Source organism: Allobosea sp. GW823-FHT02B03, assembly GCF_058797755.1.
In genome coordinates this window covers 1-15,780 of sequence record NZ_JBXAJY010000007.1, presented here as the reverse complement: position 1 = coordinate 15,780, position 15,780 = coordinate 1, and the positions used below count along the sequence as shown (strand labels likewise).

Sequence of the window (15,780 nt, the reverse complement as noted above, 5' to 3'; positions counted from 1 at the left end):
CGGCCGCTCACCCCGACTTCCCACGTCCTTAGCCGAAAGCCTCGCATGATCCGCGCCCTCCTGTCGGCGAAGCGCCTCGCCGTCATCGCCCTTGCCCTGTCGGCGGCCGCCTGCACCACGGTGCGGCCGCCGCCGCCACAGGTCGCCGCCTTGCCTGCCATCGACCCGCTGGTGGCGCAACGCTACAGCGCGGTCGAGACCGAGAAGTTCAATATCCCGGCGGTCAATCTGGAGGACCTGCAGCCGCAATATGTCCGCCAGCTCGTCGACTACCGGACTAAGCACGAGCCCGGCACGCTGATCGTCGATCCGAAAAACCGGTTCCTCTATCTGGTGCAGGAGGGCGGCAAGGCGCTGCGTTATGGCGTCGGCGTCGGCAAGGCCGGGCTCGAATTCAGCGGCACGGCGGTGGTCGAGCGCAAGGCGCAATGGCCGCGCTGGACGCCGACGCGGGACATGATCCGGCGCGAGCCGCAGCGCTACGCCAAATGGGCGGGCGGCATGGCCGGCGGCGAGAACAACCCGCTCGGAGCCCGCGCGCTCTATCTGTTCAAGAACGGCCAGGACACGCTCTACCGCATCCACGGCACCAACGAGCCCGAGACGATCGGCGAAGCCGTCTCCTCCGGCTGCATCCGCATGATGAACCAGGACGTGATCGACCTCTACAACCGCATACCCAGCGGTTCGAAGGTGGTCGTTCTGTAGGGCCGCGATCCCGGGCGCTGTCCTCGACGCGCCGGAACAACGCCTGCCTTACAAAAAGGGAGCAGCCCTCGGTCTGCTCCCTTTGCCTTTGTGCCTTGCGGCGTCCGTCGAGGCTTGGGCGTCAGTCCCGGAAGACCACGGTCTTGCTGCCATTGCCGAGGACGCGCCCGTCGAGATGCCAGGCGACGGCGCGGGCCAGGACGCGCCGCTCGATGTCGCGGCCCTTGCGGACCAGATCCTCGGGTGTGTCGTGATGGCTGATGCGCTCGATGTCCTGCTCGATGATCGGCCCCTCGTCGAGATCGGCCGTCACGTAATGCGCTGTGGCCCCGATCAGCTTCACCCCGCGCGAATGCGCCTGGTGATAGGGCTTGGCGCCCTTGAACCCCGGCAGGAAGGAGTGGTGGATGTTGATGCAGCGTCCCGCGAGCTTGCCGGCGAGATCGTCGGACAGCACCTGCATGTAGCGGGCGAGGATGACGAGGTCGGCGCGCGCTTCCTGCACCAGCGCCCAGATCTGCGCTTCCTGCTGCGGCTTGGTGTCCTTGCTGATCGGCAGATGGTGGAAGGGGATGCCTTCGAAATCGAGGTGCTGGTAGATCTCGCGCGGATAGTTCGAGACGATGCCGGCGATCTCCATGTCGAGCTCGCCGGTGCGCCAGCGATAGAGCAGGTCGGCCAGGCAATGGTCGAATTTCGAGACCAGCAGCAGCACGCGCTGGCGCTCGCGACGCGGCCTTGCATGCCAGCTCATCGCATGGCGCTCGGCGATCGGGCCGAAGCCCTCGCGGAACTGCGCGAGGGAACCGCCTTCCGGGAAATTGAAGACGACGCGCATGAAGAAGTCGCCGGTCTCGACATCGTCGAACTGGTTGGCCTCCTGGATGTTGCCGCCGCATTCGAAGAGATGGCGCGACACGGCGGCGACGATGCCCGGGCGGTTGGGGCATGAAAGGGTCAGCAGGTACTGTTCGGTCGGCATGAAAGGGCTCTCGAGGTCGACGCCCCCCGGATGTCGAGGGGCGGCTGCCGCAGCGCCGGCGGGCGCTGCGGTCGGCATGGGATGCCGGCTGTTCGCACGGGTTTCGTCGCGCGCCTGGACGGCGTCGCCCACCTACCGGCTCTGCCCGGCGCTCCGCAAGGTTTGTGCAGGCCCCGAGGGTGAGGCTCGCTGACGCGGCCTAACCGTCGAGGATGTCGTTGTATTCCGGATGCCGGCTCACCCAGCCGGCCATGAAGGAACAGCGCGGCACGACCTTGCGTCCGCTCGCCCGGATCCGCTCGAATACACCCTTCGCCAGACGCGAGCCGACACCCTGGCCCGAGAGCGCCTGGGGGACTTCGGTATGGGTGAGGACGATCCGGTCGCCTTCGATCCGGTAATAGGCGAGGGCGAGCTCGTCGCCGATCGCCAGCTCGAAGCGGCTCTGGTCCGGTCTGTCGACGACGGGGTTGTCCATCGGAAGCCTTCCTGTGGATCTGGTCAGCGCACCGCCGCGGGCGGTTCGCAGTGGCAGGTGACCAGCAGCGCACCGGGCGCGTCAACCCTCATGAACGCAGGGCCTGGCTCAGCGCGAGCGGGAGAGTTCCGCGGCGGCTTCGGCTCCTTGCGCCAGCGGCAGGCGAATGATGAAGGCGGTTCCCTGGCCTTCGGCCGAGCGCAGCGTGATCGAGCCGCCATTGGACTGGGCGACGCGCTGGACGATCGCCATGCCGAGACCGGCGCCGGAACCGCCGCTGCGCTTGCGCCGCCAGAAGCGCTTGAAGATGTGCTCGTGCAAATCCTCCGGGATCCCCGGGCCATCGTCCTGCACGGTCAGGCTGCCATCCTTGCCCAGGACGACGTCGATCGTGGTGCCGGCCGGTGTATGCCGGATGGCGTTCTCCACCAGGTTGCGCAGCATGTGCCAGACATCCTGCTCATGCGCCTGAACACGCAGGCTGGACAGCCCTTCAGGCTCGACCAGCCCGAGCGATTGCCCCTTCTTGATGGCCTCGATCGCGAGGTCCCCGACCACGGAGCGGCTGACATCGAGCAGGTCAGTCTCTCCGGCCGCCCGGTTCTCCTGCTCGAGCGTCGCCATGTCGAGCAGCTGGTTGACGATGCGGGCCATCAGTCGAGCATCCGCGAGCAGGGCTGTCCGCTCCTCGGATGCCGGCAGGGTCTGCAAGCGCGCATCCAGCACCGCCAGCGGCGTGCGCAGCTCATGAGCGGCGTCGGCGGTGAACTCCTTCTGGACCTTGTAACTCTGCTCGACTCGGGTCAGTGCGACGTTGAAGGCCTCGGCGAGCGGCAGCACTTCGGCCGGCAGGTCGGTCGTCGCGAGACGCGCGTCGCTGCGCGCCGGATCGAGTGCCGCCACTCGCCGGGAGACGTCGAGCACCGGGCGGAAGAAGCGCTTCACGATCAGCGCGTTCAAGGCCAGCAGCAGAAGGAGCAGCGGCACCGCGACGGCCAGGGCGCTCCACAGGAAGTTGTGCAGCAGATCGTCGTGGATCACGTCCTCCTGGCTGAGGTTCCACCCGAGAATGACCCAGTAGGGTCGGTCTTCGACCGTCACCGGGAAGCTCACCGCCCGGTACTGGCGTCCGCCCTCGGCCAGCGAGAAGAACTTGGGCTGCTCGCCGCGGTCGAGATGGGTCAGCAGGCGCTTGGCGAAGGAGGAGGAGGTTACGCGCACCTCGCCCGTCGCCTCGACCACCGCATAGCCGAACTCGCCGCTTTCGCCTTCCCGCGAATAACGCCCGGGTGCCAACGTCAGGCCGCCATCGGGCGCTGCGACCAGCGCCTCCGCGATCAGCCGTGCCCGATCCGTCAGGACCTTGCCCTCAAAAAAGGAGGCGCGCCGCTGCAGCATCGCATCGATAGCAACCGGCACCGCGAGGGCGGCCAGGCACAGGACCGCCGCCTGGAGCAGGAAGATCTTCGACAGCAGGCTGCGGCCGGGTCGCATCAGGCCACCGCGGTCAGCACATAGCCGACGCCCCGCACCGTGTTGATCGTCACGGCCGCCTTGCCGTCCTGCAGGCGCTTGCGCAGCCGGTGAATATAGACCTCGACCGCATTGGAGCCGAACTCGTCGTCGAGGCCGAAGAGCTGGTCCTCCACCGAGCTTTTTGGCACGATCTTGTCGGCGCGGCGCATCAGCAATTCGAGCAGCTGGGTCTCGCGCGCCGACAAGGCGAGGGGTCTCTCCTCGACGCTCGCCTGCCGCCCGTGGGTGTCGAAGACGAGGTTGCTCACGGTCAGCTGTGCCCCGAGAAGAGCGCCGGGCCGACGCAGCAGGGCCGCCAGCCGGGCCTTGAGTTCCTCGAAGGCGAAGGGCTTGGCGAGATAGTCGTCGGCGCCCTGTTCCAGGCCCTTGACCCGCTCGTCCATGGCGCCGCGCGCGCTGAGGATCAGCACCGGCAGGGGAAGCTGCTGACTGCGGACATGACGCAGCACCTTCAGCCCGTCACCGTCGGGCAGGCCGAGGTCGAGGATCATGGCGGTGTAGTTGCGGGAATCCAGCACCGCGATCGCGTCCGCGACGCTATCGACCCGGTCGACGCCGTAGCCGCCGGCTTCCAGTTGGCTGCCGATCAGCTTGGCGAGGTCTTCATTGTCTTCGATGAGCAGCAGTCTCACAAGCTGTCTGGCCCCCGCTCTCCTGCCGGGATGAGGCTCGCTCAGTGATCCCCGGCGATTCCGCCCAAAAACGCGCGCCCAGATAAGCCGTCCAAACGTTGAACAATCGCAAATGGCGCGCGCTCCGGCCGAGCGCCGCTCGTTGAGTGGCCCGGCTTTCCGAGCCGCGAGCTGCCGGCGCGCTCGTTGATGGCGGGGCTGCGGACGTTCGCTTCCGTAAGGTTGATGTAAGCGCCGTCTTCTAGCTTTTGCCTATCGCAGGGCGCTGTTGCGTCATCGAAATGCAAGGAAATCCGAGTTTTTAACTCAACGGCAATCTGTCCGCCGCTAGTGCTTCGGCAGTCATTATCGGCCGGGATCGCAGGTCCTGAGCCGACAAAAACAAGAAGCGCAGCAACGGCAACCGGGTATTGGCTCAACGAGGGAGAACGCGGCCAACGTCGCGTGTTCGGACATGACGCAGACACACGATCGAGGCGGCAGGTCGCGTCGGCAGGAAGACTCCATTTCGCTCGACGTGCTGAAATCGATCGTCGGCGGCGCCAACCCCAATGAGAAGAAGCATATCGACGGTGATTTCGCGATCGCCCTGACGGCCGGCAAGCAGGACGTGGCGCCGCCCGTCGCGCCGCAGGTCAAGCTCGATGCGACCACCAGCGACAAGGCTTCGGCCGCCAAGCCTGCGGCGACGGTGCTGGAGAGCAAGGTCAATTACGGCGAGGATAAGCGCTTCGACCTGCGGCTGGTCGTCGAGTCCGGCTCGAAGAGCCCGGGCAAGTCGCCTTCCGACGCCAGGGTCACTTTCGTCGCCTGGGGTCAGAAGGGCGACGCCGACGGCGTCAGGATCGTGATGTCGAACCAGGAGACAAGGGCGAAGGAGAACCTGACCCCGGCCCAGGTCGCGGCAAAGGCGCAGGCGGGCGATCCGTTGTTCAAGCAGCTCGACGCGCAGCTGCAGGAAATCCAGGGCGGCAAGAAGGGCCAGCCGGATTTCAGCCGGGATGTCGAGGATAACTTCCGCAAGAACGCCACCGGCAAGACTGCGGCGCCCGCCGGCAAGCTCGCGGTCTCCGACACCTATGCCAAGGCCGAGGTCAAGACCGTCCCGGTCAAGGATCCCGCCACCGGGAAGACCACCCAGAAATGGGAGTCCTCCGTCTCCACCCCGGCGCGCGACGCTGCCAAGGCGGAAGTCGAGAAGGCGGAGAAGGCCGAGGCCCAGAAGAAGCTCACCGACAAGTGGGATGCGGCCAAGGCCAAGCAGGCGGTCGACAAGAAGGCCGAACTGCAGGAGCAGGCCCGGCAGCAGAAGAAGGCTGACGAGAATCCGCTCAAGGACATGCGCGACGCGGACAAGGCGCATAAGGACGCGCAGAACTCGCAGGCCAAGACCGGGGAGGCCAAGCGGCTCGCCGAGTCCGAGCGCGATATCGCCAAGGCAAGGGTCCCGGGCACCGAGGCCGGGGTCAAGCTCGCTGCCGCCAAGCAGGACCCCGCCCAGATGAAGGAGGCGGTCAAGGCGCACGGCGATGCGCTCTACCGCGAGGCGGTCAGCCAGAACCAGGTCGAGAAGACCACCGCTGCCCACAACGACGCCAAGGCCAAGGAAGCCGCGACCAAGGCGGCCTCCGAGGCCGCCCAGAAGAAGTTCGCCGAGGCGAAGCAGCAGCTCCAGGGCTCGAAGGAGAAGCTCAGCGGCGAGGCCGCGACCCAGGCCGCCGCCAAGAAGGCCGCGGGCGAGGGCGCCGGCAAGGAACGCTCGAACTCGGTCGGCGCCAACCCGGTCAAGACCGTGAAGGACAAGGCCGAGGAAACCCGTCCCCGCGCCGACACCATGCCGAAGCAGACGGCGACGAAGAGCGTCGAGCCGCCGAAGCCGGGCCGCGCTGACCAGGTTCGCTCGGTGGCCGAGAAGGGCTGGGGCAAGGCCAACGAATACGGCTCGAAGCTGCTCGAGCAGGCCGACAAGGACGCCGCCAAGGCGGCCGGCAAGCTGTACAGCACCGACCACGAGAACGTGCTCGCCGGCGGCATCACCAAGGTCAAGACGACTGACGGCGACGTCACCAAGGAGCGTACCACCGTTGCTCAGGTGAAGACCGAGAACGGCACCACCACCTACACCAACGGCGTCGGTCGCGGGGCGAGCGCCTATTGGAACATCCGTGCCGAGGCCGGCATCGAGGACAGCAAGACGACCGACCACGGCAATGGCGTCTCGACCACCGTCACCAACAAGGCCTATGCCGGCGCGTCCTTCGAGAACAGCGCCAAGGCGGTGGTGACCGCCAACAGCGTCAGCGCCGAAGCCGCGACCAAGGTCACGGCCCATGCCGAGGCCAGCCACTCGCACACCACCAAGTTCGGCGATGTCGAGCACAAGCACACCATCGCGGCCACCGCCCATGCCGAGGCCAATGCCAAGGCCGGTGCGCGCCTCGGCTTCGATGGGCTGTCGCTGCAGGCCAAGGCCTCGGTCGAGGCCTCGGTGAAGGCGAACCTGACCAGCGAGACCAAGGTCGGCGACCACACCATCCGCAACGATCTCGAGGTCTACGCCAAGGCGAAGGCAGAGGCGAAGGCGGAGGCGGAGGTCACCTTCAATCCCTTCGCCAAGGACGGCAAGGTCAAGGCCAAGATCGGCGTCGGCGCCGAGGCTTCGGCCGGAGTCGGCGTCGAGGGCACGACCGGCTTCCACGGCAAGAATGGCGGGGCCGACATCGGCGCCGGTGCCTATATCGGCAAGATCGGCGCCAAGCTCGACGGCGATTTCGAGATCAAGGACGGCAAGGTCGCCGCAAGCCTGAATGTCGGGGCCGCGCTCGGCATCGGCCTTCAGCTCAACTTCAAGATCGAGAGCAACGTCAAGCAGGCGATGCAGGATGCGGCCCGCGACATCGAAAAGGGCAATTTCGGTGCGAAGGTCCTCGGCCATCTGACCAACAACCCGGTTGGCGGCTTCTTCCGCGGCCTGTTCAGCTGAGGCGCGCTGCGCGTCGCCACGCACAATCGAGAGGATGAGCGATGATCAACGACAAGAGTTCTCCCGAGGAGATCGCCGCCTACAAGGCCGAGCTGGCGCGTGACCTGCCGCCGGCCGCCGCCGAGCTCGATGCCAGCTCACGCAAGAAGATCCTTGAGCGGGCCGAGGCCGAGGGCTGGTCGAAGTCGCAGGCCGACTGGCTCGACAAGCTCGCCAAGCAGCCGCTTTTCCAGGCGGTGGCCGATGGCGTGCCGGGCACCGAGGCGCTGGAACAGGCCTATGCCTTCGCCCGGCGCAAGCTCGCCGCCGGCTATTTCGACAACGCTCTCGACGAGGGCAAGAACCGCTACACCGCCTTCCTGACCGTGATCGACCTCGAAAAGCAGGTCGCCGAGCGGCGCGGCGATGCGCCGCCGGACTATCCGGACCCGATCCTGCTCGAGGCCTGCCGTGCGGTCGAGGCGGCGGCGGAGAAGGGGCTTTCCACCGAGGATCAGATCGCCACCGGCTATGGCGTGATCCGTGAGCTGAGCGAGCGCGGCCTGAGCTGATCCGGCGTTCGCCGGATTCCGCTGCGGAAGGATGAGAAGATGATGTTCGTGCCGTTCGCCATGCCTCCGCAGCCGCCGGTCCTGGTCCAGGCCGAGCAGCCCGGCACCTCGGTCGAGGAGACGCTGAGCCGCCGGGCTAAGGCCGATGGCTGGTCGGCCTCGCAGGCCGAGTGGATCGGCAAGATCGGCGCCGCTGCCATGGCCAAGGACGCCGACCCTCCGGCGGCGTCGCTCGACGAGGCCTACAAGGCCGCCAGGCGCGTGCTGACCATCGGCTATTTCGACAACGTCCTGGCGGAGGGCAAGACGAGGCTCGTCGCCTTCCTGACCGTGGTCGACCTCGAGAAGCAGGTGGCGCAGCGCGCAGGCGGGCCGGTCCCGGACTATCCGGACGACGCCCTCAAGGCGGCCTATGTCGAACTGGCCAAGGCCGCCGAGCGCGGCGCTTCGAGCGCCGAGCAGATCGAGATCGGCTTCGCGGCGCTGCGGGCAATCGCGAAATGATGGTTGCAGCTCTGCTGCCGGAAGGCCGCCATGGCTGAACGCGGCCCTGGGCCAGTCAGGCGCGCCGGACCGGTTCCGACCGTCCTGCAGATGGAGGCTGCGGAATGTGGGGCGGCCTGCCTCGCCATGGTTCTCGTCGCCTTCGGGCGCTGGGAGACGCTCGATGCCGTCAGGGACAGTTGCGGTGTCTCGCGCGACGGCGTGTCGGCCGCCGATATCGTCGAGGCGGCCGGGCGTCGCGGACTGGAGGCCAGCGCCTATAGCCGCGAGGTCGAGGACCTCGCCGATCTGCCGCTGCCGCAGATCCTGTTCTGGGACTTCAACCATTTCGTCGTGCTGGAGGCGATCGGCCGGCGCGGCTTCACCGTCAACGACCCCGCCCATGGCCGACGCGAGATCGGCCGCGAGGAATTCGGGCGGCGCTTCACCGGCGTGACGCTGGCCTTCCGTCCCGGCCCCGAATTCCGCCCGACGCCAAAGCCGCCGGCGACCAGCCGGCGCCTTGCGGGGCTGCTGCGCGGTTCGGGCGGCATGTTCGCCTCGGTCATCCTGGTCAGCGCGACCATGGTTGCGCTCGGCGTGCTGGTGCCGGGCCTGACCCGGGTCTTCGTCGACGACTATCTGGTCCAGGGGCGCGGCGACTGGCTTTTGCCCTTGCTCGGTGGGCTGATCGCCGTAGGCGCGCTGCATGCTGCGCTCGCGGCCGTCTATACGCGCGGTCTCCTGCTGCTGCAGACCAAGATCGGCGCTGCGGTTTCGGCGGTGTTCGTCTGGCGCCTGTTCCGCTTGCCCTATGAGTTCTTCGTAAGGCGCAGCGCCGTCGAGATTTCGAGCCGGCCGCAGCTCGCGGCGCAGCTTGCGGGAATCGCCTCGGGCCCGATGGCGCAGATGGCGACGCATCTTCTCGCCATGCTCGGCTATCTCCTCGTCATGCTCGCCTATGATCTCTGGCTGACCGGGGTCATGGTCCTGTTCGCAGTGCTCGAATTTTCCGTGTTGCGCCTGGTGCGCAAGCGCGTCGAGGAGCGGGCGGTGCATCTGCAGATGGCGGCGGGCCATGCCCATGCCGCGGCCGTGCAGGGCACGGCGCTGCTGGAGCAGGCCAGGGCAGGGGGCGGCGAAGGCCTGCTCTTCAACCGGATGCTGGAGGCCCAGGCCCGGCTGGTGAATTCGGAGCAGGAGAACGGCCGCACCATCCGCCTGCTCGCCGCGTTGCCCTATCTCGGCAGCCGGGCGACGACCTTGGCGGTGCTCGGCCTTGGCGCCCTGCTGGTCATCAAGACCGAGATGACGCTGGGCACGCTGCTCGGCTTCCTGATGCTGGCCTCGCTGTTCTCCTCGGCCCTGGGGGCGCTGACCGGGATCAGCACCGCGATCGGCCAGTCCTCGGCGGCGATCGGGCGGCTCGGCGATGCGCTCGACCATGGTTCGGCCGGCGCGGTCGTGGAAGCGGACCGGCTCGCGGACGAAGCCCCGGCGGCGACCGGCCGCATCCGGCTGCGCGACGTCGCCTTCGGCTATTCCAATGGCGAGGTCCTGTTGCGCGATCTCCAGCTCTCGGTCGAGCCCGGCGAATGCGTCGGCATCATGGGGGCCTCCGGCAGCGGCAAGAGCACGCTTGCCCGCCTGTTGACCGGGCTGGTCGCGCCCGTCAGCGGCGAGGTCTCGTTCGAAACCCGCGCCGGCGACTGGCGTCCGGCCGGGCTCGGCGTCGGCTATGTCGACCAGCAGCCCTTCCTGCCGGCCGGCTCGCTACGCGCTGCGCTGACCCTCTGGAACGACAAGGCCGACGATGCAGAAATCCAGCGTGCGCTCGACGATGCCGAGATCGCCGAAGCCGTCGCCAGCCGGCCGGGCGGGGTCGACGGGCTGATCGGCGAAGGCGGCGGCGGCTTCAGCGGCGGCGAGCGCCAGCGCCTCGCGCTCGCCCGCGCCCTCGTCGTCCGCCCTGACATCCTGGTCCTGGACGACGCCACAAGCGCGCTCGACGAGGCGACCGAGGCCCGCATTCTCGGCAATCTGCGCCGGCGCGGCGTCACCATGATCCTGCTCACCAACCGTGCGAGCGCGATCCGCCATCTCGACCGGGTCGAGGGTTTGCACCAGGGCAGACTGTTCCCGCTCGACATCGAGGGAGCCTACCAGGCCTCGGAGGGAGCCACAGCCGCGCTGCGCGAAGCCATGGCGGAGGATGCCTGATGGAGGTCGCTTCGCCGCCCTCGCTCCGCCTCGCCCCTCGCCAGACCTACGAGCTGACCGAGGACACCCCCGTCACGCTCGGCGAGGGCGAGGCCGATCTTTATCTTGCGCTGCCGGACGGCCGGCAGCGCTTCGTCGCGGCGCTCCCCGTCGGCGCGCTGCTGCCGGCGCGGCCGGCCGAAGCGCGCTTCTTCGTCAGGGCCGGCCGTGGCGCGACGCTCGATCCGGGCGGCGACATCGATGGTGCGATCCTCTGGCTCGAGGCGCTGTCGCGAGCGACCGGGACGCCCGCCGGCGCGTTCGCCCATCCCGAGGATGTCGAGACCTATGCGCGCGAGACGGACAGGCTGCTCGCCATCCTCGCCGAGGGCTCAGAGGCCGAACAGCGGCGCAGCGTATCGGAAGCGAATGCCCAAGCGCGGCGCAGCGACAAGGCTTTCACCGAGACGCTCGGCGGCTTCGATCGCCTGCTCGCCGGCCGCTTCAGGCGCGTGCCCGCGGGGGTGCACAGCCCACTCGCGATCGCCGCGACCCGGCTGGTCGAGGCAAAGCGGATCAAGCCGCTGCCGATCCGTGAGCGTGATGGTGAAAGCCGTGACGATTTCATCGAGCGTTTCGCCGCGACCCATGGCCTGCGCCCGCGCCCGATCCGGCTCGACACCGGTGCGGAGCCGGAGGGCGACGGACCCTTCCTCGTCTTCGACAGCCGGCAGCGTCCGCTGATCCTGCGACCGCGCCTGCGCGGCGGCTTCCTGGTCGAGGATCCCGAAACCGATGCGAAGCCGCGCCTGCTGCAGGCCGCGGATTGGCATAGCTTCGCGCCGGAGGCTTTCGCCTTCTATGCGACCTTGCCGGCCGGCAAGCTGAGCTATCGCGAGATCACCCGTTTCGGCCTGCGCGACAGCGCCTGGGATTTCGCGCTTCTGGCGGCTTGCGGCATCATCGGCGCGCTGCTGGCCCTCTTGACGCCGATCGCCTCCGAGCAGATCGCCAACATCGCCGTCCACACCGCAGACACGGTCTTCCTCGCCGATCTGCTCGCCATTCTTGCGGTGGCGCTCATGGCCGAGACCTCGTTCTTCGTGATCGGGCGGCTGGCGGAGCTGCGGGCCCAGGGCCGTTCCGGGCTCGCTTTGCATGCCGCGATGGTCGACCGCCTGCTGCGCCTGCCGCCAGCTGCGCTGCGCGCCTCGACCACGCTGATCCTCGCCACGCAGATGGAGACGGTCGAGAAATTCCGCCGCTCGCTGCTCGCCTTCGCGACCAACGGCATGCTGGCACTGGTGAACGGGCTCGCGGCGGCCGCACTCGTCGCCTTCGTCTCTCCGGCCGCCGGACTCGTCGCGATCGCGCTGGTGCTCGTCCTGCTCGGGATCACCGCCCTGATCGGCTGGGCCCAGTTCAAGGCGATCTACGAGGGCGAGCGCATGGACGTCATCGTCCTCGCCTTCGTCTACGATCTCGTGCGGCTCGTGCCGATCGTGCGCGCGGCGCGGCTGGAGAAGCGCGCCTTCAGCCAGTGGAGCGAGAACTTCCTCGCCTTCCAGAGCCGGCTGATGCGCTCGGCGACGATCTCCAACCGGCTCGCCGTCATCGAGCCGTTCTGGGACATGATCGTGCTCGCCCTGTGCTTCGCGGCGATCGCCTATGCCGGGGCCGCTTCCCATATCGGCGCCGGCGAGGCGATCGTCTTCGTGATGGCGCTCGGCCGGCTGGTCCGCTCAGGCAAGGAGCTGGCTCATGCGCTGATGGGTGCGGCCAAGCTGATGCCGATGGCCAAGCTCGGCCGTTCGCTGATCGAGCAGGAGATCGAGCCGCTCTCCTCCGGGGCGCCGGTCAAAGCGCTCTCGGGCGCCGTTGAGATGAGCGGGGTCAGCTTCTTCTACGGCGCGCGGCGCGTGCTCAGCGACGTCGACCTTGCCATCGCGCCCGGCGAGTTCATCGGTCTGGTCGGCCCTTCCGGGAGCGGCAAGTCGACCGCGCTTTCCCTGCTGACAGGGCTCGAACGGCCTCATGCCGGTCGCGTCCTGCTCGACGGCAACGACGTTGCGGGGCTCGACCGCCGGCAGCTCACTCGGCATCTCGGCGTCGTCATGCAAAACAGCCGGCTCTTCTCCGGCTCGATCTACGACAATATCCGCGGCGTCAGCGGCGTCGATCTCGCCGGTGCCTGGGACTATGCTGTGGAGGTCGGGCTCGCCGACGAGCTGCGCGCGCTGCCGATGGGGCTGCACACCATCATCGGCGAGACCGGCGCCGGCCTTTCGACCGGCCAGGTCCAGCGCATCCTGATCGCCAGGGCTCTGGCGCGAAAGCCCTCGATGCTGGTGCTGGACGAAGCGATGAGCGCGCTCGACGGCGCCTCCCAGCAGCACATCCTTGACGCGCTGGAGCGTCTCGCCGTGACCCGCATCCTGGTGGCGCATCGTCCTTCGACGCTGGCGAAGGCCGATCGGCTGATCCTGTTCGAGCGCGGCAGCGTCGTCGACACCGGCACGCCCGGCGAGATCATGCACCGCCACGCCACCTTCCACGCCCCGGGGCGCGAAGCCAGATGAACGACCAGAACGTCTTCCGTCCCGAGGCAGAGGCCGTGTTGCAGCGGCCGGAGCAACTCGCCAGCGGCCTGCGCCTGGTCAATCCCGGCTATCTCGCCGCCGTCGCTACCCTGTGCCTGATCGTCGTCGCCGGCATCGCCGCCGCCGCCTTCATCAAGGTACCGATCACGGTCTCCGGCTCGGGCGTCATCTTGAGCTCCAAGGGTGTGCTCGAATTCACCGTCGCCTCGGCCCATGAGGGCCGCATCACCGACATGCTCGTGGATGTCGGGCAGCGCGTGGTGCCGGGCCAGGAGATCGCGCGGATCGTCCAGCCCAATCTCGATACCGAGCTGAAGCTGGCCGAGAGCGAGCTCGAGCTGATCAACCGCGAGGAGGCGCGCATTCGGGCGCTGCAGGCCCAGACCACCGAGCTGTTCGAGGGCGTCCGCAAGCAGCAGGAGGCCAATGCGCGCGAGACGATCGACCTGCTCGACCAGCGCCGGGTGCTGCTCCAGCAACTGGCGGAAGGGCAGGAGGCGCTGCGCAAGACTGGCAACATCACCTTCGAGCGCTATCTTCATGTGAAGGCCGACCTCGCCGAAGTCCTGGAGCGTACCTCGACCAAGCGCGGCGAGATGCTCGGCCTGAGCCTCTCGGCCCGCGAGCGCGAGGCGCAATACGAGCGCGAGCTGCACGCGCTGGCGACGCGCAAGGCTCAGTCGGAACGCCAGATCGACCGCCTGCGCGACCGCGTCCGCACCGACACCGTGGTCCGCAGCACGCAATACGGCATCGTCTCCGAGCTCAAGGTCTTCCCGGGCGACCTGATCCGCTTCGACACCGCGCTGGTCAGCCTGTTGCCGGTCGACGAGAGCTTCACCGGCCTGAGGCCCGGCGGCACGCGGCTCGTCGCGGCCGTGCTCGTCCCGGCCAAGGACGGCAAGAAGATCCGCACCGGCATGACCGCGCTGATCGACCCGACCTCGGTTCGCCGCGATGTCTTCGGCGCGATCTCGGGCGTCGTCTCGAAGACCTCCGACGTCGCTGCCAGCCCCGAGCAATTGCGCCACATCCTGCGCAATGACGACCTCGTCAAGAAGCTGACCGCCAGCGGCCCGCCCTTCCTGATCACCGTCGAGATGACGCGCGACAAATCCACCAGCACCGGCTTCGCCTGGACGACCTCGGCAGGCCCCGACACCCAGATCACGGCCGGGACCCTGCTGGAGGCGCAGGTGCTGACCGAGCGCGTTTCGGTGCTCGGCCTGCTCCTGCCGGCGCTGAAGGAGATGCTGCGTGGGCCGAACCGGAGCCATGCGATCTGAACGCCTCTCACCCGCCGGAACCGGGTGGAGACGAGGACCTCCGTGACAAAAGGACAGGGTAGGGCGATGCGCGTTGACCATCGAAACGAGATTCTCGGCGGCTGCATTGTCGATGTGCCCGGCATCAGGGTCGGCCATCATACGCTGACCGCGCGCCCGACCGGCTGCTCGGTCATCCTCTGCGAAGAGGGCGCGCTAGCGGGCGTCGATGTCCGAGGCGCGGCGCCCGGCACGCGCGAGACCGACCTGCTCGACCCCAGCAACTACGTCCAGAAGGTCCAGGCCGTGCTGCTCTCTGGCGGCAGCGCCTATGGGCTGGCGGCCGCGACCGGCGTCGTGCGCTATCTCGAGGAGAAGGGCCACGGCTTCCCGATTGGTGCCGGCGTGGTGCCGATCGTGCCGGCGGCGGTGCTGATGGACCTGGGCGTCGGCGATTTCTCGATCCGGCCGGATGCCGAGGCTGGCTATGCCGCCTGCCTCGCCGCCACGGGCGAGCCGTCGGCCGAAGGCAATGTCGGTGCCGGCGCCGGTGCGAGCGTCGGCAAGCTCTTCGGACCAGGCTTCGCGATGAAGGGCGGTCTCGGCACGGCGAGCTGGACGGTGCCCGGCACCGAGATCGTCGTTGGCGCGGTCGTCGCGGTCAACGCCGTCGGCGATGTCTACGATCCCAGGAACGGGCGCATCCTCGCCGGCGCGCGCAGCGGGGAGGGGGCGGGCTTCCGCGATACCGTCGCGGCGATGATGGGCGGCTATGGCGCCACCGGTTTCGGCGGCGCCAACACCACCATCGGCGCGGTCGCGACCAATGCCCCCTTCGGCAAGGCCGAGCTGCGCAAGATCGCCCAGATGGCCCATGACGGCTTCGCGCGCAGCATCAATCCGATCCACACCATGTTCGACGGCGACACGATCTTCGCGCTGTCGACCGGCAAGCTGCCCGACGAGACCACGGGCGTTGCAGCCGATGTCACGGTCATCGGTACGATCGCAGCGACGGTGATGGCTCATGCCGTGGCGCGCGCCATCATGCAGGCGCAGAGCCTGCCGGAGCACGATCTGCCGGCCTGGCGCGATTACCCTGGCGGTGCGGGAGCGCCGCCAGCCTGCTGAGACCGACCGGGTTGCCATGGCCGGATCGGCAAACCAGTCCGATCCGCCCGGAGGCGGCCACTTCGGTGGGGCGTGCCCGGCTCTGGACTTCGAGCGGTGTCGCCGCTTTTGCCGTAAAGCTTTTGAAATACAGCCGAATTTCGCAGATCGCATTCTCTGTCTAAAAAGCTTCACGAAGGCAGTTGACACCCGGAAGCGGTTCCTCCTATAAAGCGGCCATCGAGACGGCGAC

The 15,780-nt window shown here is 68.1% G+C and carries 12 protein-coding genes; 8 read left to right on the top strand and 4 right to left on the bottom strand.

The annotated features are described in order from the left end of the window. Positions 1-45 precede the first annotated feature (45 nt). Complete coding sequence (locus AC1REK_RS22890) at positions 46-708, top strand: L,D-transpeptidase (RefSeq protein ID WP_492269814.1); 663 nt, start codon at positions 46-48, stop codon at positions 706-708. A gap of 121 nt (positions 709-829) precedes the next feature. On the opposite strand, the gene purU is transcribed toward AC1REK_RS22890, so the two are convergent. The 4 genes from purU to AC1REK_RS22870 form a co-directional block, all read right to left on the bottom strand. Next, positions 830-1,690, bottom strand: coding sequence for a formyltetrahydrofolate deformylase (gene purU / locus AC1REK_RS22885; RefSeq protein ID WP_492269815.1), 861 nt, complete (start codon positions 1,688-1,690; stop codon positions 830-832). Positions 1,691-1,889: 199 nt separating this feature from the next. Continuing rightward, positions 1,890-2,168: a GNAT family N-acetyltransferase gene (locus tag AC1REK_RS22880; RefSeq protein WP_492269816.1), complete on the bottom strand. Its 279-nt coding sequence runs from the start codon at positions 2,166-2,168 to the stop codon at positions 1,890-1,892. A 108-nt stretch (positions 2,169-2,276) separates the two neighbouring features. Beyond that, positions 2,277-3,662, bottom strand: a complete 1,386-nt coding sequence (locus AC1REK_RS22875; protein ID WP_492269817.1) for a sensor histidine kinase — start codon at positions 3,660-3,662, stop codon at positions 2,277-2,279. Continuing rightward, positions 3,662-4,336: a response regulator transcription factor gene (locus tag AC1REK_RS22870; RefSeq protein WP_327522340.1), complete on the bottom strand. Its 675-nt coding sequence runs from the start codon at positions 4,334-4,336 to the stop codon at positions 3,662-3,664. Before AC1REK_RS22870 ends, AC1REK_RS22875 begins: the two co-directional genes overlap by 1 nt. A 454-nt stretch (positions 4,337-4,790) precedes the next feature. Between AC1REK_RS22870 and AC1REK_RS22865 the strand changes: the two genes are divergently transcribed. From AC1REK_RS22865 to AC1REK_RS22835, 7 genes are all read left to right on the top strand, one after another. Then, positions 4,791-7,319 carry a hypothetical protein gene (locus tag AC1REK_RS22865; RefSeq protein WP_492269818.1) on the top strand — a complete coding sequence of 843 codons (2,529 nt, stop codon included), beginning with the start codon at positions 4,791-4,793 and terminating at the stop codon, positions 7,317-7,319. A gap of 41 nt (positions 7,320-7,360) precedes the next feature. After that, entirely contained in the window at positions 7,361-7,870 is a 510-nt protein-coding gene (locus AC1REK_RS22860) for a hypothetical protein (protein WP_492269819.1), read from the top strand. Between the two features lie 39 nt (positions 7,871-7,909). Beyond that, complete coding sequence (locus AC1REK_RS22855) at positions 7,910-8,374, top strand: hypothetical protein (RefSeq protein WP_492269820.1); 465 nt, start codon at positions 7,910-7,912, stop codon at positions 8,372-8,374. Between the two features lie 30 nt (positions 8,375-8,404). Then, positions 8,405-10,573 carry a cysteine peptidase family C39 domain-containing protein gene (locus AC1REK_RS22850; protein WP_492269821.1) on the top strand — a complete coding sequence of 723 codons (2,169 nt, stop codon included), beginning with the start codon at positions 8,405-8,407 and terminating at the stop codon, positions 10,571-10,573. Beyond that, positions 10,573-13,131, top strand: a complete 2,559-nt coding sequence (locus AC1REK_RS22845; RefSeq protein WP_492269822.1) for an ATP-binding cassette domain-containing protein — start codon at positions 10,573-10,575, stop codon at positions 13,129-13,131. Before AC1REK_RS22850 ends, AC1REK_RS22845 begins: the two co-directional genes overlap by 1 nt. After that, positions 13,128-14,438 (top strand): NHLP bacteriocin system secretion protein, encoded by a 1,311-nt coding sequence (locus AC1REK_RS22840; RefSeq protein WP_492269823.1) that lies wholly within the window; start codon positions 13,128-13,130, stop codon positions 14,436-14,438. The genes AC1REK_RS22845 and AC1REK_RS22840 overlap by 4 nt, the downstream gene beginning before the upstream one ends. A gap of 66 nt (positions 14,439-14,504) precedes the next feature. After that, entirely contained in the window at positions 14,505-15,548 is a 1,044-nt protein-coding gene (locus AC1REK_RS22835; RefSeq protein ID WP_492269824.1) for a P1 family peptidase, read from the top strand. The last annotated feature ends 232 nt before the right edge of the window (positions 15,549-15,780 follow it).